Origin of the sequence: Cellulomonas sp. (assembly GCF_965229465.1) — a bacterium.
Classification (GTDB): domain Bacteria; phylum Actinomycetota; class Actinomycetes; order Actinomycetales; family Cellulomonadaceae; genus Cellulomonas.
Genome location: NZ_OZ245882.1, coordinates 3,428,982 through 3,446,717, shown reverse-complemented (window position 1 = coordinate 3,446,717; position 17,736 = coordinate 3,428,982). Strand labels below are relative to the sequence as shown.

20 protein-coding genes are annotated in these 17,736 nt (G+C 72.6%); 3 read left to right on the top strand and 17 right to left on the bottom strand.

Annotation, left to right across the window (positions count from 1 at the left end; translation table 11 throughout):
* Nucleotides 1–61: 61 nt before the first annotated feature.
* Nucleotides 62–1,048: an ATP-binding cassette domain-containing protein gene (locus ACO06A_RS16345; protein ID WP_421733256.1), complete on the top strand. Its 987-nt coding sequence runs from the start codon at nt 62–64 to the stop codon at nt 1,046–1,048.
* A complete protein-coding gene (locus ACO06A_RS16340) occupies nt 1,045–1,857 on the top strand; it encodes an ABC transporter permease (protein WP_421733255.1) in 813 nt (270 codons plus the stop codon). Before ACO06A_RS16345 ends, ACO06A_RS16340 begins: the two co-directional genes overlap by 4 nt.
* A 53-nt stretch (nt 1,858–1,910) precedes the next feature.
* Here ACO06A_RS16340 and ACO06A_RS16335 read toward each other — a convergent pair whose 3' ends face one another.
* From ACO06A_RS16335 to rpsB, 7 genes are all read right to left on the bottom strand, one after another.
* A complete protein-coding gene (locus ACO06A_RS16335; RefSeq protein WP_175347478.1) occupies nt 1,911–2,465 on the bottom strand; it encodes a DivIVA domain-containing protein in 555 nt (184 codons plus the stop codon).
* On the bottom strand, nt 2,462–3,589 hold the full coding sequence (gene rlmN / locus ACO06A_RS16330; RefSeq protein WP_175347479.1) for a 23S rRNA (adenine(2503)-C(2))-methyltransferase RlmN: 1,128 nt from the start codon (nt 3,587–3,589) through the stop codon (nt 2,462–2,464). Before rlmN ends, ACO06A_RS16335 begins: the two co-directional genes overlap by 4 nt.
* A 25-nt stretch (nt 3,590–3,614) precedes the next feature.
* On the bottom strand, nt 3,615–4,457 hold the full coding sequence (locus tag ACO06A_RS16325; protein ID WP_175347480.1) for a phosphatidate cytidylyltransferase: 843 nt from the start codon (nt 4,455–4,457) through the stop codon (nt 3,615–3,617).
* Nucleotides 4,457–5,014 carry a ribosome recycling factor gene (frr, locus tag ACO06A_RS16320; RefSeq protein ID WP_421733254.1) on the bottom strand — a complete coding sequence of 186 codons (558 nt, stop codon included), beginning with the start codon at nt 5,012–5,014 and terminating at the stop codon, nt 4,457–4,459. Before frr ends, ACO06A_RS16325 begins: the two co-directional genes overlap by 1 nt.
* 60 nt (nt 5,015–5,074) lie before the next feature.
* The gene (gene pyrH / locus ACO06A_RS16315; protein WP_343048091.1) at nt 5,075–5,818 is read right to left on the bottom strand and encodes a UMP kinase; all 744 of its coding nucleotides are present in this window, start codon (nt 5,816–5,818) and stop codon (nt 5,075–5,077) included.
* Between the two features lie 85 nt (nt 5,819–5,903).
* Nucleotides 5,904–6,749: a translation elongation factor Ts gene (gene tsf / locus ACO06A_RS16310; RefSeq protein ID WP_421733253.1), complete on the bottom strand. Its 846-nt coding sequence runs from the start codon at nt 6,747–6,749 to the stop codon at nt 5,904–5,906.
* A gap of 110 nt (nt 6,750–6,859) precedes the next feature.
* Nucleotides 6,860–7,909 carry a 30S ribosomal protein S2 gene (rpsB, locus tag ACO06A_RS16305; protein ID WP_421733252.1) on the bottom strand — a complete coding sequence of 350 codons (1,050 nt, stop codon included), beginning with the start codon at nt 7,907–7,909 and terminating at the stop codon, nt 6,860–6,862.
* A 410-nt stretch (nt 7,910–8,319) separates the two neighbouring features.
* On the opposite strand from rpsB, the gene ACO06A_RS16300 reads away from it, so the two are divergent.
* Nucleotides 8,320–8,883 (top strand): M23 family metallopeptidase, encoded by a 564-nt coding sequence (locus tag ACO06A_RS16300; RefSeq protein ID WP_421733251.1) that lies wholly within the window; start codon nt 8,320–8,322, stop codon nt 8,881–8,883.
* Between the two features lie 16 nt (nt 8,884–8,899).
* On the opposite strand, the gene whiG is transcribed toward ACO06A_RS16300, so the two are convergent.
* From whiG to trmD, 10 genes are all read right to left on the bottom strand, one after another.
* A complete protein-coding gene (gene whiG / locus ACO06A_RS16295) occupies nt 8,900–9,838 on the bottom strand; it encodes an RNA polymerase sigma factor WhiG (RefSeq protein ID WP_421733250.1) in 939 nt (312 codons plus the stop codon).
* 20 nt (nt 9,839–9,858) lie between these two features.
* Complete coding sequence (locus ACO06A_RS16290) at nt 9,859–10,791, bottom strand: tyrosine recombinase XerC (protein WP_421733249.1); 933 nt, start codon at nt 10,789–10,791, stop codon at nt 9,859–9,861.
* A gap of 198 nt (nt 10,792–10,989) precedes the next feature.
* Nucleotides 10,990–12,183, bottom strand: a complete 1,194-nt coding sequence (gene dprA, locus ACO06A_RS16285) for a DNA-processing protein DprA (RefSeq protein ID WP_421733248.1) — start codon at nt 12,181–12,183, stop codon at nt 10,990–10,992.
* Complete coding sequence (locus ACO06A_RS16280) at nt 12,180–13,703, bottom strand: YifB family Mg chelatase-like AAA ATPase (RefSeq protein ID WP_421733247.1); 1,524 nt, start codon at nt 13,701–13,703, stop codon at nt 12,180–12,182. The genes dprA and ACO06A_RS16280 overlap by 4 nt, the downstream gene beginning before the upstream one ends.
* The gene (locus tag ACO06A_RS16275) at nt 13,704–14,060 is read right to left on the bottom strand and encodes a YraN family protein (RefSeq protein WP_421733246.1); all 357 of its coding nucleotides are present in this window, start codon (nt 14,058–14,060) and stop codon (nt 13,704–13,706) included. It lies immediately after the preceding gene.
* 171 nt (nt 14,061–14,231) lie between these two features.
* A complete protein-coding gene (locus tag ACO06A_RS16270) occupies nt 14,232–14,555 on the bottom strand; it encodes a DUF2469 domain-containing protein (RefSeq protein WP_055922267.1) in 324 nt (107 codons plus the stop codon).
* 58 nt (nt 14,556–14,613) lie between these two features.
* Nucleotides 14,614–15,357 (bottom strand): ribonuclease HII, encoded by a 744-nt coding sequence (locus ACO06A_RS16265; protein ID WP_421733245.1) that lies wholly within the window; start codon nt 15,355–15,357, stop codon nt 14,614–14,616.
* Complete coding sequence (gene lepB, locus ACO06A_RS16260; protein WP_421733244.1) at nt 15,354–16,208, bottom strand: signal peptidase I; 855 nt, start codon at nt 16,206–16,208, stop codon at nt 15,354–15,356. Before lepB ends, ACO06A_RS16265 begins: the two co-directional genes overlap by 4 nt.
* A 163-nt stretch (nt 16,209–16,371) precedes the next feature.
* On the bottom strand, nt 16,372–16,740 hold the full coding sequence (rplS, locus tag ACO06A_RS16255) for a 50S ribosomal protein L19 (protein WP_421733243.1): 369 nt from the start codon (nt 16,738–16,740) through the stop codon (nt 16,372–16,374).
* A gap of 224 nt (nt 16,741–16,964) precedes the next feature.
* Entirely contained in the window at nt 16,965–17,735 is a 771-nt protein-coding gene (gene trmD / locus ACO06A_RS16250) for a tRNA (guanosine(37)-N1)-methyltransferase TrmD (protein WP_421733242.1), read from the bottom strand.
* Nucleotide 17,736 lies beyond the last annotated feature (1 nt).

Below are 17,736 nucleotides of genomic sequence, written 5' to 3'. Positions count from 1 at the left end.
TCAAGGTTGACGAGTAATAGTCCATCTTGAATACTGGTCCCCTACCGAAGGAGGACCCCGCATGATCCGTGCCCGCGGCCTGGCCCGCACCTACACGACCCGACGAGGGAACGTCGATGCCGTGCGCGGCGTCGACCTCGACGTCGACGCCGGAGAGATCGTCGGCTTCCTCGGCCCCAACGGCGCCGGGAAGACCACCACGCTCCGCATGCTCACCACTCTCCTGCGCCCGACGCGCGGCGAGGCGACCGTCGCCGGCGCCGATCTGCGCAAGGACCCCGGCGCCGTCCGGCGTCGCATCGGCTACGTCGCCCAGTCCGGCTCCACGTCGGGCGAGGCCCGCGCCGGCGAGGAGGTGATCGACCACGCGCTGCTGTACGGCGTCGCTCGCTCCGTCGCCACCGCCCGGGGCCACGAGCTGTTCGACCAGCTCGAGCTGGACGGCCTGTGGGACCGCAAGTGCTCGTCCCTGTCCGGTGGCCAGCGCCGCCGGCTCGACATCGCGATGGGCCTGATCCACACCCCGCGCCTGGTGTTCCTCGACGAGCCGACCACCGGCCTGGACCCGCAGGCGCGCGCCAACCTCTGGACGCACGTGCGCGGGCTGCGCGACGAGCGCGGCAGCACGGTCTTCCTCACCACGCACTACCTCGACGAGGCCGACGCCCTGTGCGACCGCATCCTCGTCATCGACCACGGCACGATCGTCGCGCAGGGCTCCCCCGAGGAGCTCAAGCAGCAGGTCAGCGGCGACGCCGTGCTGCTCAGTGCCACGCGGCCCGCCGACGTCACGCGCATCGCGGCCATCGCCGCCCAGCTGCCGGGCGCCGACGTGCCCACGGTCGACGGCACGCTCGTCGAGGTCCGTGTCCCGCAGGGCCGCACGCTGATCGCAGGTCTGCTGCGGTCGCTCGACGCCGACGGCATCGAGCTGGACGGGGTCGAGCTTCGCCGCCCGACGCTCGACGACGTCTTCCTCACCCTCACGGGTCGTTCCCTGCGCGACGGCGAAGGCCCGACCGAGTCCACCGACGGAGCCGCAGCATGACCGCCACCACCGCCCCCCGCACGTTCACCGACGAGCAGACCGGCCGCGGCACGTTCGTCCGCGACACCCTCACCGTCTTCCGCCGCGCCATGCGGATCTCGCTGCGCAACCCGGTGTGGTCCGTCATGGGACTGCTCCAGCCGGTGCTCTACCTGTCCCTGTTCGGCCCGCTGCTCGAGCCGCTGGCCCCCTCGCTCGGTGCCACCAACGCGTACCAGCTGTTCGTGCCCGGCCTGCTCGTGCAGCTCGGCATGTTCGGCGCGCTGTTCGTCGGGTTCGGGCTCATCGGCGAGTGGCGCGACGGGGTCATCGAGGCCGAGCGCGTCAGCCCGGCACCCCGCTCCGCGCTCGTGCTCGGTCGCGTGCTGCGCGACGTCATCGTCGTCGCGGTGCAGGGCGTCGTGCTCGTCTCCGTGGCGTTCCTGTTCGGGCTGGAGGCGCCCTTCTGGGGCATCGTGCTCGGCATCGTCACGGCGGCACTGCTCGCCGCCGCGTTCGCGTCCGCTTCCTACGCCGTCGCGCTCACGCTCAAGAGCGAGGACGCGCTGGCTCCCCTGATGAACGGGGTCGCGCTGCCCCTGCTCCTGCTGTCCGGCATCCTGCTGCCGATCACGGCGGCCTCCGCGCCGGCCTGGCTCAACACCCTGTCGAACCTCAACCCGGTCAAGCACGTGGTCTCCGGCATCCGGGCCCAGTTCGAGGGCGACCTCGGCAGCGCGACCGCGCTGTGGGGCTCGGCGCTGACGATCATCCTCGCCGGTCTCGGCCTCTGGTTCGGCGCCCGCACCTTCAAGCGCGAGGACGGCTGAGACGACGACGGCCGCGCTCCCCGAGGGGGCGCGGCCGTCTCGTCGTCACCGGCTCACTCGACGCCGAGCAGCACCTCGACCGCGCGGGCCAGGAAGGCATCGACCGGGCCCTCGGCGTACGCGTTGCGGCCCTTGCGGCGACGGAAGGTCGCGGATCGCACCTCGGCGGCCGACAGCGGAGTGCCCTTGTCGAAGTACGCAACGAGGCGCTGGCACAGCTCGTCCACGTCGGCGGGCTCGTACCCCTGCTGCCGGCCGTCGGGTGCGGCGAACCGGTCCCCGTCCGGACGGCCCAGCCGGCCGTACAGGGTGCGGGCCTGCTCGCTCAGGCGGTTCATCCACGCCTGCTGGCCCTGCGTCGAGATGTAGTCGGCGCGCGACCGCGCCACGAACGCCGCCTCGAGCCGGTCGAGCGCCGCGTCGACGGCTGCGGTGACGTAGCCGCCCCGCACCATGTCGAACGCCACGCCCCGCACGTCCTTGCTGCCCAGCGCGGCCGCGGGGCCGGTCTCGTAGACGGCCCGGGCGTGCGCGAAGAAGTCGTCGACCTCGTCCGGGTCGTACCCCTGCTTCAGGCCCGAGACGGTCCGGAACATCCCGTCGCTCACTCGTCCTCCTCCGCTGCGAGCTGCCCGCAGGCGCCGTCGATCTCACTGCCGCGGGTGTCCCGGATGGTGGTCGGGATCCCGTGCGCACGCAAGCGTGCCACGAACTCCTGCTCCACCCGGGGATCGCTCGCCGTCCACTTCGAACCGGGCGTCGGGTTCAGCGGGATGGGGTTGCAGTGCACCCAGCCGCGGCCGCGGGCGTTGAGCTTCTCGCCGAGCAGGTCCGCCCGCCAGGCGTGGTCGTTGATGTCCCGGATCAGCGCGTACTCGATGGAGACGCGGCGGCCGGTGATCTCGAAGTACCGGTGCGCGGAGTCGATCGCCTCGTCGACGCTCCACCGCGTGTTCACCGGGACCAGCTCGCTGCGCAGCTCGTCGTCGGGCGCGTGCAGGGACAGGGCGAGCGTCACCGGGATGCCCTCCTTGGCCAGCCGGTCCATCGCCGGCACCATGCCCACCGTCGAGACCGTGATGTTCCGCGCCGACATGCCCAGACCGTCGGGCGCCGGAGCGACGAGGCGGCGGACCGTCTCCATGACCGACTTGTAGTTGGCCAGCGGCTCCCCCATGCCCATGAACACGACGTTGCTCAGGCGCGTCGGACCACCGGGGACCTCGCCGTCGGCCAGCGACCGCGCCGCGGCGCGTACCTGCTCGACGATCTCCGCCGTCGACAGGTTGCGCGTCAGACCCAGCTGGCCGGTGGCGCAGAACGAGCACGCGAGGCCGCAGCCCGCCTGGCTCGACACGCACAGGGTGGTGCGGTTGGCGTACCGCATGAGGACCGACTCCACCTTGGCGCCGTCGAACAGGTGCCACAGCGTCTTGACGGTCGTGCCCTGGTCCGCGGTCTGCGTGCGGTGCGCGGTGAGCAGCTGCGGGAACAGTCCCTCGACCAGCTTGTCGCGCGTGGCCTTCGGCAGGTCGGTCATCTGCGCGGGGTCGTTGGTCAGGTGCGTGAAGTAGTGCGTCGCCAGCTGCTTGGCCCGGAACGGCTTCTCCCCCAGCTCCGTGACGGCGTCGATCCGCTGCTCGGGCGTGAGGTCGACGAAGTGCTTGGGCGGCTTGCCACGGGGTCCCCGGCTGGGCGAGGACAGGTCGAGACGCACGGGTGTACCGGTCATTGCGGGTACCCCCCTTCAGGTGAGATCAGGCGGGCTGGAGGACCGTGAGGACGACGTACACGGCGGGGGCGGTGAGCAGGAGCGAGTCGAGGCGGTCCAGGAGCCCGCCGTGGCCCGGCACCAGCCGGCCCATGTCCTTGAGCTCGAGGTCGCGCTTGAGCATCGACTCGGAGAGGTCGCCGAGCGTCGCGGTCACGACGGTGGCCAGGCCCAGGAACACCCCGACCAGGGGTTCGCCGCCGAACGCCACCTGGACGCCGACCACCCCGACGACGCAGGCCAGGACGATCGAGCCGGCGAGGCCCTCCCACGTCTTCTTCGGGCTCACCGACGGTGCGAGCGGGTGCCGGCCGAGCAGCACGCCGACCGTGTAGCCGCCCGTGTCGCTGGCGACGCAGAGCAGGATGAAGAGCATCACGCGGGCCGCGCCGTCGGGCTCCGCGAGCAGGAGCATGACGAACCCGCCGAGGAACGGCAGGTACGCGGCCGCGAACGCGCCGGCCGTGGCGTCGCGCAGGGCGGGCTGACCGCTCCCGTCGAGCACGCGCCACACGACCACCCCGCCGACCGTCAGCATGAACGCGACGAACAGCGCCTCCGGTCCGGCGGTGTACGCGGAGACGAGGATGCCGATGGCGCCGACCAGCAGCGGGAGCAGCGGCAGGTGGATGGCGCGGCGGGTGAACGCCTGCGCCAGCTCCCACAGTCCTGCGCACACGCACAGCACGGCGACGACCGCGAAGGCTTCCTTGCGGATGAACAGCGACGCCACCACCGCCACGAGCATGGCGACGCCGACGACGATCGCGACCGGCAGGTCACGACCAGGGCGGGGGGTCCGGGTGGCGGCGATGGCTGTCTGACTCATCAGACCTCGAGGAGCTCGTTCTCCTTGGACGAGAGCAGGTGGTCGATGAGATCCACGTGCTTCTTCGTCAGGGACTCGAGCTCCTTCTCCGCACGGGCGACCTCGTCCTCACCGGCCTCACCGTCCTTGACGATGCGGTCCAGCTCCTCCTTGGCGCGGCGACGGACGCTGCGCACCGAGATGCGCGCGTCCTCGGCCTTGGTACGGGCCAGCTTCACGAAGTCCTTGCGGCGCTCCTGCGTCAGGGCGGGCAGCACGATGCGGATGACGTTGCCGTCGTTGGACGGGTTCACGCCCAGGTCCGAGTCGCGCAGCGCCTTCTCGATCGCGGTGGTCGAGGACTTGTCGAACGGGGACACCAGGATGGTGCGGGCCTCGGTGACGTTGAAGGACGCCAGCTGCTGGAGCGGCGTCGGGCTGCCGTAGTAGTCGACGTACACCTTCGAGAACATCGCGGCGTTGGCCCGACCGGTACGGATCGTCGAGAAGTCCTCCTTGGCGACCTCGACGGCCTTGTCCATCTTCTCTTCAGCCTCGAAGAGGGTCTCGTCGATCACCGGAGCTCCTTCGTGATGTCGTGTGGTTCTGAGTCGATCACAGCCGATCGCAGAGTTCTCTCAGCTGGCGGTGATCAGCGTGCCGATCTTCTCACCCTGGAGCGCGCGCGTGACGTTCCCGGCCTCTTCCAGACCGAACACGCGCATGCGCACGTTGTTGTCGCGGCACAGGCTGAGCGCCGAGCCGTCCATCACGCCCAGGTCGTTGACCAGCGCGTCGGTGTAGGTCAGGTGGTCGAGCTTCACCGCGTCCGGGTCGGTGCGCGGGTCGGCCGAGTACACGCCGTCGACCCCGTTCTTGCCCATGAGGACCTCGTGGCAGTGCGTCTCGAGGGCGCGCTGGACGCTCACGGTGTCGGTGGAGAAGTACGGCAGCCCGGCGCCGGCGCCGAAGATCACGACGCGGCCCTTCTCCAGGTGCCGGATGGCGCGCAGCGGGATGTACGGCTCGGCCACCTGGCCCATCGCGATCGCCGTCTGCACGCGCGTGCTCACTCCGGCCTGCTCGAGGAAGTCCTGGAGCGCCAGGCAGTTCATCACCGTGCCGAGCATGCCCATGTAGTCGGCGCGCGCCCGGTCCAGACCGCGCTGCGACAGCTCGGCGCCGCGGAAGAAGTTCCCGCCGCCGACCACGATCGCGACCTGGACGCCGGCGCGGACCGCGACCGCGATCTCGGCGGCGACGCGCTGCACGACGTCGGCGGCCAGACCCACGTCACCGCCACCGAACGTCTCTCCCGAGAGCTTGAGCAGCACGCGCCGCTCCGGCACAGCCCCGCGTGTCGACTCGACGTCCTGGGTCACTGCGCCTCCACGAGAGTTGGGTGGTTCTGGTTGCGACGGTGGCCCCGACCCCGCAGGGCCGGGGCCACCGTCGATTCCTTGAGGGTCAGGCTCCCACGCGGTAACGGACGAAGCCCGTCAGCGTGCCGCCGGCCTCGGCGAGGACCTGCGCGACCGTCTTCTTGTTGTCCTTGGCGAACGCCTGCTCGAGCAGCACGTTCTCCTTGAAGAAGCCGTTCAGGCGGCCCTCGATGATCTTCGGCAGCGCAGCCTCGGGCTTGCCCTCGTTGCGGGCCGTCTCCTCGGCGATGTGGCGCTCGTTCGCGACGATGTCGGCCGAGACCTCCTCGCGCGTCAGGTACGTGGGCGAGAACGCCGCGATGTGGGTCGCGATGTCCCGGGCCACGCCGGCGCCGGCCGCGTCGGTGGCGACGAGCACGCCGACCTGCGGGGGCAGGTCCTTGCTGACCTTGTGCAGGTAGACCTCGACGTGCTCACCGGCGACGCGGGCCAGCCGACGCACGACCAGGCGCTCACCGAGCGTGGCGGCCGTCTCGTCGACGATCGTCTGGACGCTGGAGCCGTCGACCTCGGAGGACAGCAGCGCGTCCGCGTCGCGGGCCGGGGAGTCCACGGCGGCCGCGAGCACCCGGGCGGCCAGCGCCACGAAGTTGGGGCTCTTCGCGACGAAGTCGGTCTCGGAGTTGATCTCGACGAGCACGCCGGTCTGACCCTCGCCGTCGGCCGTCGGGCCGACGTGAGCGACGACCAGGCCGTCGGAGGCTGCGCGGCCCTCACGCTTGCCGACGCCCTTGAGGCCCTTGACCCGGATGATCTCGAGCGCCTTGTCGGAGTCGCCCTCGGCCTCCTCGAGCGCCTTCTTGACGTCCATCATTCCGGCACCGGTCTTCTCGCGCAGCGCCTTGATGTCTGCGAGCGAGTAGTTCGCCATCAGTCGTGTCCGTTCCTCGTGTGTCGTGATGTTGATGCGGGACCTGTGCAGGCCCGGTGACGTGCTGCGGTGCCGGCGGCCCCGTTCGGGAGCCGCCGGCACCGGCAGGGTCACTTGGAGTCGGCGTCGCCCTCGGCGGCAGCCTCAGCAGCGGCCTCGGCCGGGGCCGGGGTCTCCTCGACGGGGGCGGCGGTCTCCTCGGCGGCAGCCTCGACGACCGTCTCCTCGACGACCGGCGTCTCGACGACGGGCTCGGCCGCGACGTCCTCGACGACCGGCTCGGCCACGGCGTCCTCGGAGACGACCTCCTCGGCGATCTCGGTCGTCGCCTCGGCGACGGCCTCCGTCGCGTCGGCGGCGACCGCGGCACCGGCCAGGTCGGCCTCGGCGCCGGCGAGCAGCTCGCGCTCCCACTCGGCCAGGGGCTCGGCGTCGGCCTCGGCGCCCTCGGCGGCCGCGGTGCGACCCGAGTGACGCTTGAGCAGACCGTCGGCCGCGGCGTCGGCGATGACGCGCGTCAGCAGCTGGACCGCGCGGATGGCGTCGTCGTTGCCCGGGATCGGGTAGTCGACGACGTCGGGGTCGCAGTTGGTGTCCAGGATCGCGACGACGGGGATGCCGAGCTTGCGCGCCTCGTTGACGGCGAGGTGCTCCTTGTTCGTGTCGACGATCCACACGGCCGAGGGGACCTTGGCCATGTCACGGATGCCACCGAGCGTCTTGGCCAGCTTGTCCTTCTCGCGGCGCAGGACGAGCAGCTCCTTCTTCGTGAGGTTCGAGCCCGCCACGTCGTCGAAGTCGATCTGCTCCAGCTCCTTGAGGCGCTGGAGACGCTTGTGCACCGTGCTGAAGTTGGTGAGCATCCCACCGAGCCAGCGCTGGTTGACGTACGGCATGCCGACGCGGGCGGCCTGGTCGGCGACCGGCTCCTGCGCCTGCTTCTTCGTGCCGACGAACAGGATCGTCCCGCCGTGCGCGACGGTCTGGCTGACGAAGTCGTAGGCGTTGTCGATGTACGACAGCGACTGCTGCAGGTCGACGATGTAGATGCCGTTGCGCTCGGTGAAGATGAAGCGCTTCATCTTGGGGTTCCAGCGGCGGGTCTGGTGTCCGAAGTGGACACCGCTCTCGAGCAGCTGGCGCATGGTCACGACGGCCATGGCACGTCCTTCCGGCGCGCACCGCAGGGTGCGCACGCGTCAAGGCGGACCCGTTCCGGGGCCCGCATCTCGGTTGTCGGCTCCGACCAGCTGGTCGGCGCCCCTGGCGTCATGTCGTCAGCCGCTCCGGGCACTGCGCGAGGCACGTGCATCGGACCGCTGCGGTGATCGACCCCGTCGTGCGGACCTCGTCGGCCAGGTGGCTGACGGGGTCCCGGATCGGGTGGATGACGCGCGAAGTCGACCGGTACGGACCGGTCGCACCAGAAGTTTAGCCGATCGCGAGGCCTGGTCCGCACCAGCCGCACCGATGCGCCCGACCCGACCACAGCCACCCGCCGGCGCGTCGGCATCCACAGCCGGGTCGCCGGCACCCCCGCCCGGTGCCGAGGACACCCAGGATCACCGCCATGACCCGTCGATCTTCGGCCCTCCGCCTCCCCGTCGCGCTCGGCTCCGTCGCCGCGCTGCTCACCCTGGGGGTGGTCGCCGTCGCCTCCGCCGGGTCGGCGGGTCCGCCCGGGGCGCCGGCGCCGGTGGGGACGTACCGACTTCCGCTCGGCTCCGAGGCCGACGTGGCGCGGGGGTTCGAGCCGCCTCCGCAGCCCTGGGCGGCGGGCCATCGCGGGGTCGACCTGCGGTCCTCACCCGGAGCAGACGCCCTGTCCCCGGTCGGAGGGGTCGTCACGTACGCGGGTGGCGTCGGTGGCCGCGGCGTCGTCACCGTGACCGACGCTGCGGGGCGCCGGTCGAGCATCGAGCCGGTCGTCCCGACGGTCAGCGTGGGCGACCTCGTGGCGCAGGGCACCCGGTTGGGAACCGTCACGTTCGGGGGGTCGCACTGCGCGCCGGCCACCTGCCTGCACTGGGGCGTGCGGGTCGGCGGCGACTACGTCGATCCGCTCACGCTGCTGCCCGGAGCAGGGCCGGTGGTGCTGCTGCCGCTCGACGACGCCACCGGGCTGGGCCGGTGACCTCGTGCCGGGCGGATCAGACCCGCTCGGCCTCCAGCAGACGGGTGCGCAGCCGGACCATCGCCGCGGTGTGCATCTGCGAGATGCGCGACTCGGTGACGCCGAGCACCCGGCCGATCTCGGCGAGGGTCATGCCCTCGTAGTAGTAGAGGACGACGACGATGCGCTCGCGCTCGCCCAGACACTCGATGGCGCGGGCCAGCAGGAACTTGGTCTCGGCGGCCTCGATCGAGCTGGCCGGGTCGAGCGTGCGCTCGTCACCCAGGGTGTCGCCGAGCGAGACGCCGCCGGGACGGTCGTCGCCGCCGCCGAGCAGCTCGTCCAGCGCGGCCACGTTCACCGTGGAGAGCTGGGAGTAGATGGCGCGCAGGTCCTCGACCGGCATCTCCAGGTGCGCGGCGACCTCGTCCTCGGTCGGCGTGCGGTGCAGCTTCGCCTCGAGGTCGGCATAGGCGCGGTCGACGGAACGGGCCTTGGTGCGGACCGAGCGCGGCACCCAGTCCATGGCGCGCAGCTCGTCGATGATCGCGCCCCGGATGCGGGACGACGCGTACGACTCGAACTTCACCGAGCGGTCGGTCTGGTACTTCTCGATGGCGTCGATGAGGCCGAACATGCCGTACGAGACCAGGTCGGCCTGCTCGACGGTGCTCGGCAGGCGCATGCCCACCCGGCCGGCGACGGCGGAGACGAGCGGCGCGAAGTGCAGGATCAGACCCTCGCGCGCGGCCAGCGACTGGGTGGTCTTGTAGCTCTCCCAGAGGGCGTCGACCTCCTCGGTGGAACGGCTGGGCGCCACCGGGGTCCGCGGGCTGGGCACGCCGCGCGTGATCGGGACGGGAGTCGCCTCGAGGGTGTCGGTCTCCGCCTGGCGGGGCCGCGGGATGACGCCCTCGGGTGCCGTGCTGGTCATACGGGTGTGCACCGGGAAGGCGGCGTCCAGCTGCGTCGTCATCGTCGACTCCATCGTGTACGTCATGCGCGGGGGTGAGCTTGCTGGAACGCCGAGCGGAGACGCTCGGCAGACACGTGGGTGTAGCGCTGCGTCGTGGCGAGGCTCGCGTGACCGAGGAGCTCCTGGACGCTGCGCAGGTCTGACCCACCCTCGAGGAGGTGGGTAGCTGCGGTGTGACGCAACGCGTGCGGCGCCACGTCGTCGACGCCCGCGAGGGCCGCGGACTGGTGGACGACCGACCGGGCCTGGCGCTGGTCGAGACGACCGCCCCGGAGCCCGAGGAAGAGCGCCGACGGCGAGGTGGCGACGGCGAGGTGGGGACGACCGCTCTCGAGCCAGGCGGCGAGCGCCGTCTCGGCGGGCCGACCGAACGGGACGACCCGCTCCTTGTCGCCCTTGCCGACGACGCGCAGGGTGCGCTCGGAGACGTCCGCGTCCGCGAGGTCCGCGCCGCACAGCTCTCCGACGCGCACTCCGGTCGCGTACAGGAGCTCCAGGAGCGCCCAGTCGCGCAGCGCGACGGGATCGCGGTCGGTCGCCCGGTCGCGTGCCCGGTCCAGCAGCTGCGTCACGGGCTCCACGCGGAGCACGGTCGGCAGGGCCGACGCGGTCCGCGCCGTCGCGAGGCGCAGCGCGGGGTCGGTCGGCACGCGGTGGGTGCGCGTGGCCCACGCGAAGAAGGTGCGCACCGCGGCACCCCGTCGGGCGAGCGTGGCGCGGCTGTGGTGCGTGGTGGCCATCGAGGCGAGCCAGCCGCGCAGGACCCCGAGGTCGATCGAGTCGAGAGTGGTGTGGCCGTGGCGGGACGCGTACCCGAGCAGCAGGTCCACGTCGGACAGATACGCCCGGTCGGTGTGCTCGGACAATCCCCGCTGAGCGCCCAGGTGGGCCGAGAAATCAGCCAGGAGGCGCGCGCGGCTCGGCGCTCCTGGGGTGATCTCGACCGGGTTCATGTGAGTACCGTGACCTGAAACACGTCCAGGAACAAGGACCACTTTCACCTGCACGGCCTAACCCTGGGCGAATCCCGACCGAATGTCCGATTCGCACATGAACAATGGTTCAGATGCACTTTTTTTTCACCCGCGGATCCGCTCACCCTCGTTCTCTTGGCAGCGCTTTCGGCGCGCCTTCTGGACACCGGGCCCACGTCATGATGTCGACCGTGCCACGAGCACCCATCCGTCACCGCGCCGAGCCGCCCAGCCCTCGAGCTCCAGCAGGCCCACCGCACCCCTCGCCTCCGCCACCGACACGCCCGCGACGCTCGCCACGCGGTCCAGCGGAGCAGACCCCCTGCGCGGGAGCGCATCGAGCACGCGCCGCGTCACCGGGTCCAGGCCGTCCTGTGGCCGCGCGACGCGTGCGTCGGCCGCCGCCTCCGGATCTGCGGCCAGATCGGCGCCGATGAGCCCGGCAAGCTCACGCACCTCCGCGGCGTCGGTCACGCACACGGCCACGCCGTCGCGCAGGAGCCGGTGGCAGCCCGCGGACGCCACCGACGTCACGAGCCCCGGCACCGCGCCCACGGGACGCAAGAGGCGTGCGGCGTGGTGCGCGGTGCTCATGGCGCCCGATCGCCACGCGGCCTCGACGACGACCGTCGCCCGGCCCGTCGCGGCGATCAGCCGGTTGCGCTGGAGGAACCGGCTCTTGGTCGGCAGGCTGCCGGGCGGCACTTCGGAGGCCAGCGCCCCACCGGCACCCACGACGGCCTCGAGCAGACGGGCGTTCCCGGCCGGATAGGCGCGGTCGACCCCGCCGGCGAGCAGGACGAGGGTGCGTCCGTCCCGGGCCACCGCACCCCGGTGCGCGGCCGCGTCGATGCCGTACGCGCCTCCGGAGACCACGCAGACCCCTGCCCCGGCGAGTCCGTCGGCCAGGTCGAAGGCCACCCGTTCGCCGTACGAGGTCGCCGCGCGCGATCCGACGATCGCGACCGACCCCGCCGACGACCGGCCCAGGTCCGAGGCGCCTCGGACCCAGAGGCAGAACGGCGCCTCGGCCCCGAGGTCGTCGAGCGCGGCCGGCCACCGGGGGTCTCCGGGCGTCAGGAGGGTGCCGCCCATCCGGTCCAGGCGCTCGAGGTCGCGCAGCGGGTCGCAGTCGGGCAGCCGGACCGCCCACCGGGCCAGCGCCCGCCCGATCCGCGCCCGGTCGGAGTCGCCGAGCGGGCCGTGCCGGACCTCGAGACGGGAGAGGTCCGGACCGTCCCGGACCGCCTGCCGCACCCACGCGAGGCCCGCGTGTGCGCCGACGAGGGCGACGAGCGCACCGGCGACCGCGTCACCGGGCTCCGCCAGCGCGCTCCAGGTCGCGCGAGCGAGCACCTCCGCGCCGGTCATGCGCCGTGCCCGCGCGTGCGCAGCAGCAAGGCCTGACCCACGTCGGCGCGGCCGGGCGCCGACCGGCCCGCGAGGTCCGCCAACGTCCACGCGACGCGCAGCACACGATCGACGCCACGCAGGCTCAACGTGCCGCGGTCGAGCGCGCGGTCCAGGTCCGAGACCAGGGTCCGGTCGGGCCCCAGCCGGTCCCGGAGCCAGCTGCCCGGAACGTCGCCGTTGGTGCGCCACGGCGTGCCGGCGAGCCGCTCCGACTGCGCCTGCCGCGCGGCCGCCACCCGCGCCGCGACGATGGCGGAGGACTCCCCCGCGCCGGCTCCGGCCCGGGACGGTCCCAGCTCGACCTGGAGGTCCACCCGGTCGAGCAGCGGCCCGGAGAGCTTGCCGAAGTAGCGGCGCCGCTGCTCGCTGCGGCACGTGCACGCCAGCCCCTTGCCCACCGCCTGCCCGCACGGGCACGGGTTCGCCGCGAGGACCAGCTGGAAGCGAGCCGGGTACCGCGCCGTGCCCGCGGCCCGGTGCAGCACCAGCTCGCCGTGCTCGAGCGGCTGCCGCAACGTCTGGAGGACGGCCGTGGAGAACTCCGGCGCCTCGTCGAGGAAGAGGACCCCGCGGTGCGCTCGCGACGCGGCACCCGGCCGGGGGATCCCGGAGCCGCCGCCCACCACGCTGGCGGGCGTCGCCGTGTGGTGCGGGTCCTCGAAGGGTGGGCGTCGCAGCAGGCCGTCGCCCGGGTCGAACGCGCCGGCCACCGAGTGCACCGCGGTCACCTCGACCGCGTCGGCCTCCGAGAGGTCCGGCAGGAGACCCGGCAGGCGGGCGGCCAGCATGGTCTTGCCGGTGCCCGGCGGTCCGACCATGAGCAGGTGGTGCCCGCCCGCCGCCGCGACCTCGAGACAGCCGCGCGCCTCGTCCTGACCGACCACGTCGGCGAGGTCGAGCGCCGACCGCTCCGGAGGCCGCGCCACGGGCTCGGTGGTCACCGGGTCGACGTCCGTGACCTCGATGTCGGCGCCGTAGCGCGCGGCGACCTGGGCGAGGCTCGTGGCGCCGACCACCTGGGCGCCCGGCACCAGCCGCGCCTCCGCGGCGTTCGCCTCGGCGACCACCACCCGACGGCACCCGGCGGCGACCGCGGCCGCGACGGCGGGCAGCACGCCCCGCACCGGCCGGAGCCGACCGTCCAGGCCCAGCTCCCCGAGGTGGACCACTCCGTGCGGCCCCGCCGGGTCGATCGCCTCCGCCCCGGCGAGCGTGGCCACCGCGATCGCCAGGTCGAAGCCTGAGCCGGACTTGGGCAGGGTGGCGGGCGAGAGGTTCACGGTGATCCGGCGGTTGGGCCACGCCAGGCCCGAGGACGTCACCGCGGCGCGCACGCGGTCGCGCGACTCCGCCAGCGACGCGTCCGGCAGGCCGACCAGCGTGAACGCGGGCAGGGAGGGCGCGAGGTGCGCCTCCACCTCGACCACGTGCCCGGTCAGCCCGACGAGCGCGACGCCCAGGGTTCGGCCGAGCACCACTCAGACCACCCCCACGAGGTGGTCGATCTGGGCAGCGCCGCGCGCAGGCAGCAGCACGGCGATCACGTCCACCCGGACCGATCGGGGGTGCACGTCGTGCGCCGCCAGCCACTGCGCCGCCAGCCGACGCACCCGTGCCAGCTTCCGCGGCGTCACCGCCTCGGCGGGATGCCCGAAGGCGACCGACCTCCGCGTCTTGACCTCCACGACCACCAGCTCGTCGCCGTCGAGGGCCACCAGGTCCAGCTCGCCGTCACGCGTCCGCCAGTTGCGGTCGAGCACGTCCCACCCGCGGCCGACGACGTGCGCCGCCGCCACGTCCTCCCCGTACCGTCCCACTGCGTCCTTCGCGCGCACCGGACCACCTCCGGGCTGGACGGTGCCAGCGCGCGGTCCGCCGAGCCGGCCTCCGCGGCGATGCCGTGGGCCGGGGTCGTCGCGGCGGGGGCTGTGGGCGGATCAGCGCCCGGCGTCCTCGGGCCCGGAGCGCACCCGCGCCTCAGCGCCCCTCGGCACGCTTGGCGGGCGTCAGCGGGCGAAGCCCGCGCTACCCCCGAGGTCGAGCTCAGCCTTGGCCAGCTCCTCGACGTTGACGTCCTTGAACGTGACCACGCGCACGGACTTCACGAACCGCGCCGAGCGGTACACGTCCCACACCCAGGCGTCGGCGAGCGTCAGCTCGAAGTAGACCTCCCCGGCGGCCGACCGCACCTGGAGGTCCACCTGGTTGGCCAGGTAGAACCGCCGTTCGGTCTCCACGACGTAGGAGAAGAGCCCCACGACGTCGCGGTACTCGCGGTACAGCGCGAGCTCCATGTCGGTCTCGTAGTTCTCCAGGTCCTCCGCGCTCACCCGGACATCATCCCCCATGGCCGAGGCCGGGACCGCGCGACGCCACGCAGCCGACCGCTCAGAACACCTCGTCGGAGTACTCGTCGTCGACGAAGGGCTCGCCGGCGACCGGCAGCCGCCATGACCTGCGGTGCAGCTCGCTCGGGCCCAGCTCCCGCAGCGCCGCCATGTGCTCGGGCGACGCGTACCCCTTGTTCTCGTGCCAGCGGTAGGCGGGGTGCTGCGCGGACAGGTCGACCATCATCGCGTCCCGCTCGCACTTGGCCAGCACGCTCGCCGCCGCGACCGACGCGCACGTCCGGTCGGCCTTGACCCGCATGTGCACGCGAGGGCCGGGCACGTCCGGCTCGTCGTCGAGCGAGAAGAGATCCGTCTGCGCGGGCCGGCTCAGCCAGTCGTGCGAGCCGTCGAGCAGCACGACGTCGACGGGTCCGACCGTCAGGGTGATCGTCGCCAGGGCGCGGTTCCCCGCCAGCCGCAGCGCGGCGATGATGCCGATCTCGTCGATCTCGGCGGCGCTCGCGTGGCCGACCGCGCGCGCCAGCCCCCACCGGTGGAGCGCGGGCAGCAGGCGCGTGCGTGCAGCGGGCGCGAGGAGCTTGGAGTCGGCGACGCCCTTGGGGGCGGACCGGGTGCCGGCGTCGACGACGACCACGCCGACGCTCACCGGGCCGGCGAGCGACCCGCGGCCGACCTCGTCCATCCCCGCGAGCAACCGCGCACCGTCGCGCAGCAGGACCCGCTCGTGGCGCAGGTGCGGCGGCGTGCGTGGGGGCGCCGGGCGCCCGGTGACCAGGGTCACGGCTGGTCGGGCACGTCCGCGAACGTGCTGCTCGGGTTGCGCAGCAGACCGAAGCGCTCGATCGGCCACACGGTCACGAAGGCCATGCCGACGACGTTGGCGACCGGCACCGAGCCCCCACCGGGGTTGCCCTGGTTGTAGCGCGAGTCGGACGAGTGCGACCGGTTGTCGCCCATCACCCAGATGCTGTTCTCGGGCACCGTGATGTCGAACGCGATGGCGCTCGGGGACTCACCGGCCGCCAGGTAGGGCTCGTCGAGCGCGACGCCGTTGACCACGACCGGGCCGCCCGGGTCGGCGGAGACGTGATCACCCGGCAGTCCGATGAGGCGCTTGACCAGGTGTTCGTTCGCGTCCGCCGGGTAGAGCCCGATGAACGTCAGGGCGGAGTTGATCGCGCCCTGGAGCGCGCCGGGGTCCGGGGCGACGTCCGCCGGGAGCCAGCCGCCCGGATCCTTGAAGACGACGATGTCTCCCCGGCGCAGGTCGAACGGTCCCGGGGTGAGCTTGCTGACCAGGATGCGGTCGTGCTCGATGAGCGTGTCGTGCATCGACTGGCTCGGGATGAAGAACGCCTGCACCAGGAACGTCTTGACCAGCAGCGACAGGACGATCGCGCTGACCAGGATGATCACCGTCTCCCGCAGCAGCGAACCGGCCCCGCTGGCCCGCTTGGCGGCGGCGTGGCGCCGGCTGGTCGCGTGGGGCTCGGAGGGCTCGGGAGCAGTCACGTCCGGGAGCGGGACCCGCTCCGGCTGCCCCTCCACGTGGGCACCGCGGTGCGGCTCCATCCCCGGCCACGACGTGGGCGACGAGTCCTCGTCGAGGTCGCGCGCGGGTCGGTCGATCACCCGCACACTCTCGCACGCGAGAGCCGCGAGCGCGCACACGACCACCCCGCGAGATTCGTCCTGTGCCACCCGTCACCGGTGTCGTGACGGGTCCCTGGGCGGGAACGCCGACGGGCGGCCACCGGTCGGTGGCCGCCCGTCAGGACGTCGTGTGCGAGGAGGCTCAGGCCTTCTTCGCGGCGGGAGCGAACTCGCGCTTCTCCTTGATCTTGGCCTTCTTGCCGCGGAGCTTGCGCAGGTAGTACAGCTTCGCGCGGCGCACGTCGCCGCGAGTCAGGACCTCGATCGACTCCAGGGTCGGGGAGTGCACGGGGAACGTGCGCTCGACGCCGACCTGGAAGCTGACCTTGCGGACCGTGAACGTCTCGCGGACGCCGTCACCCTGGCGACCGATGACGACACCCTGGAACGCCTGGATGCGAGAGCGGTTGCCCTCGACGACCTTGACGTTGACCTTCAGGGTGTCACCCGCGCGGAACTCCGGGATGTCGGAGCGCAGCGATGCTGCATCGACACTGTCGAGCGTGTGCATGTGATGTCACTTCCTCGCCCTGCCACAGGTCAGGAACGTCGTCGAGGGCGTCGCGGCTGCCTGTGCAGGCAGGACCGGCGTCCTTGGTCTGATGGTCGGGTGCGTCCGGGTGGATCCCCGGGGTGGTCGTGAGTCGTCTCCCCTGTGGCAGAGACGCGGCCTGCGCGCACCAACGGGCAAGTCTGCCACAGGCGGCACCGCACCGGTAAATCTCGTGCTCGACGTCACGGTCGGGCGAGGCGTCCGTCCACCGGTCGCCAGCCGAGCGTCGCGAGCAGGGCGAGGTCGTGCGCGTCCAGGTCCTCCACGCGAAGACCCGCCACCAGGTCGGGCCGCCGCGCCGCCGTCCGCTCCAGAGCGGTGTCGCGCCGCCACCGAGCGATCCGGGCGTGGTGCCCGGACAGGAGCACGTCCGGCACCCCGAGCCCGGCCCACGTCGGCGGCTTCGTGTACACGGGGTACTCCAGCAGGCCGGCTGCGCCGTGGGACTCCTCGACCAGCGACTCGGGGTTGCCGACCACGCCGGGCAGCAGGCGCGCGACGGCCTCGACCACGACGAGCGCGGCGACCTCTCCCCCGTTGAGCACGTAGTCGCCCAGGGAGAACTCGGTGACGCGCCCGCGGGAGCGGTAGTGATCGGCCACCCGGGCGTCGATGCCCTCGTAACGTCCGCAGGCCAGCACGAGGTGGCTCTCGCCGGCCAGAGCCTCGGCCGTGCGCTGCGTGAACGGCTCGCCGGACGGCGTCGGCACCAGCAGGTGCGCGTCCTCGTCGAGCAGCTCGTCGAGCGCGGTCCCCCAGACGTCCGGGCGCATCACCATGCCGGCGCCACCCCCGAACGGGGTGTCGTCCACGGTCCGGTGCCGGTCCGTGGTCCAGTCCCGCAGGTCGTGCACGCGCAGGTCCAGCAGGCCGCTGGTCCGTGCCTTGCCGACCAGCGACAGGTCCAGCGGGGCCAGGTACTCGGGGAAGATCGTGACGACGTCGATGCGCACG

What these genes read in the sequence shown, in the direction of transcription:
- ACO06A_RS16345 (WP_421733256.1), top strand. Translation starts at nt 62, where the DNA reads ATGATCCGTGCCCGCGGCCTGGCCCGCACCTACACGACCCGACGAGGG.
- ACO06A_RS16340 (WP_421733255.1), top strand. Translation starts at nt 1,045, where the DNA reads ATGACCGCCACCACCGCCCCCCGCACGTTCACCGACGAGCAGACCGGC.
- rlmN (WP_175347479.1), bottom strand. Translation starts at nt 3,589, where the DNA reads ATGACCGGTACACCCGTGCGTCTCGACCTGTCCTCGCCCAGCCGGGGA.
- ACO06A_RS16325 (WP_175347480.1), bottom strand. Translation starts at nt 4,457, where the DNA reads ATGAGTCAGACAGCCATCGCCGCCACCCGGACCCCCCGCCCTGGTCGT.
- tsf (WP_421733253.1), bottom strand. Translation starts at nt 6,749, where the DNA reads ATGGCGAACTACTCGCTCGCAGACATCAAGGCGCTGCGCGAGAAGACC.
- rpsB (WP_421733252.1), bottom strand. Translation starts at nt 7,909, where the DNA reads ATGGCCGTCGTGACCATGCGCCAGCTGCTCGAGAGCGGTGTCCACTTC.
- ACO06A_RS16300 (WP_421733251.1), top strand. Translation starts at nt 8,320, where the DNA reads ATGACCCGTCGATCTTCGGCCCTCCGCCTCCCCGTCGCGCTCGGCTCC.
- whiG (WP_421733250.1), bottom strand. Translation starts at nt 9,838, where the DNA reads ATGACGACGCAGCTGGACGCCGCCTTCCCGGTGCACACCCGTATGACC.
- ACO06A_RS16290 (WP_421733249.1), bottom strand. Translation starts at nt 10,791, where the DNA reads ATGAACCCGGTCGAGATCACCCCAGGAGCGCCGAGCCGCGCGCGCCTC.
- dprA (WP_421733248.1), bottom strand. Translation starts at nt 12,183, where the DNA reads ATGACCGGCGCGGAGGTGCTCGCTCGCGCGACCTGGAGCGCGCTGGCG.
- rplS (WP_421733243.1), bottom strand. Translation starts at nt 16,740, where the DNA reads ATGCACACGCTCGACAGTGTCGATGCAGCATCGCTGCGCTCCGACATC.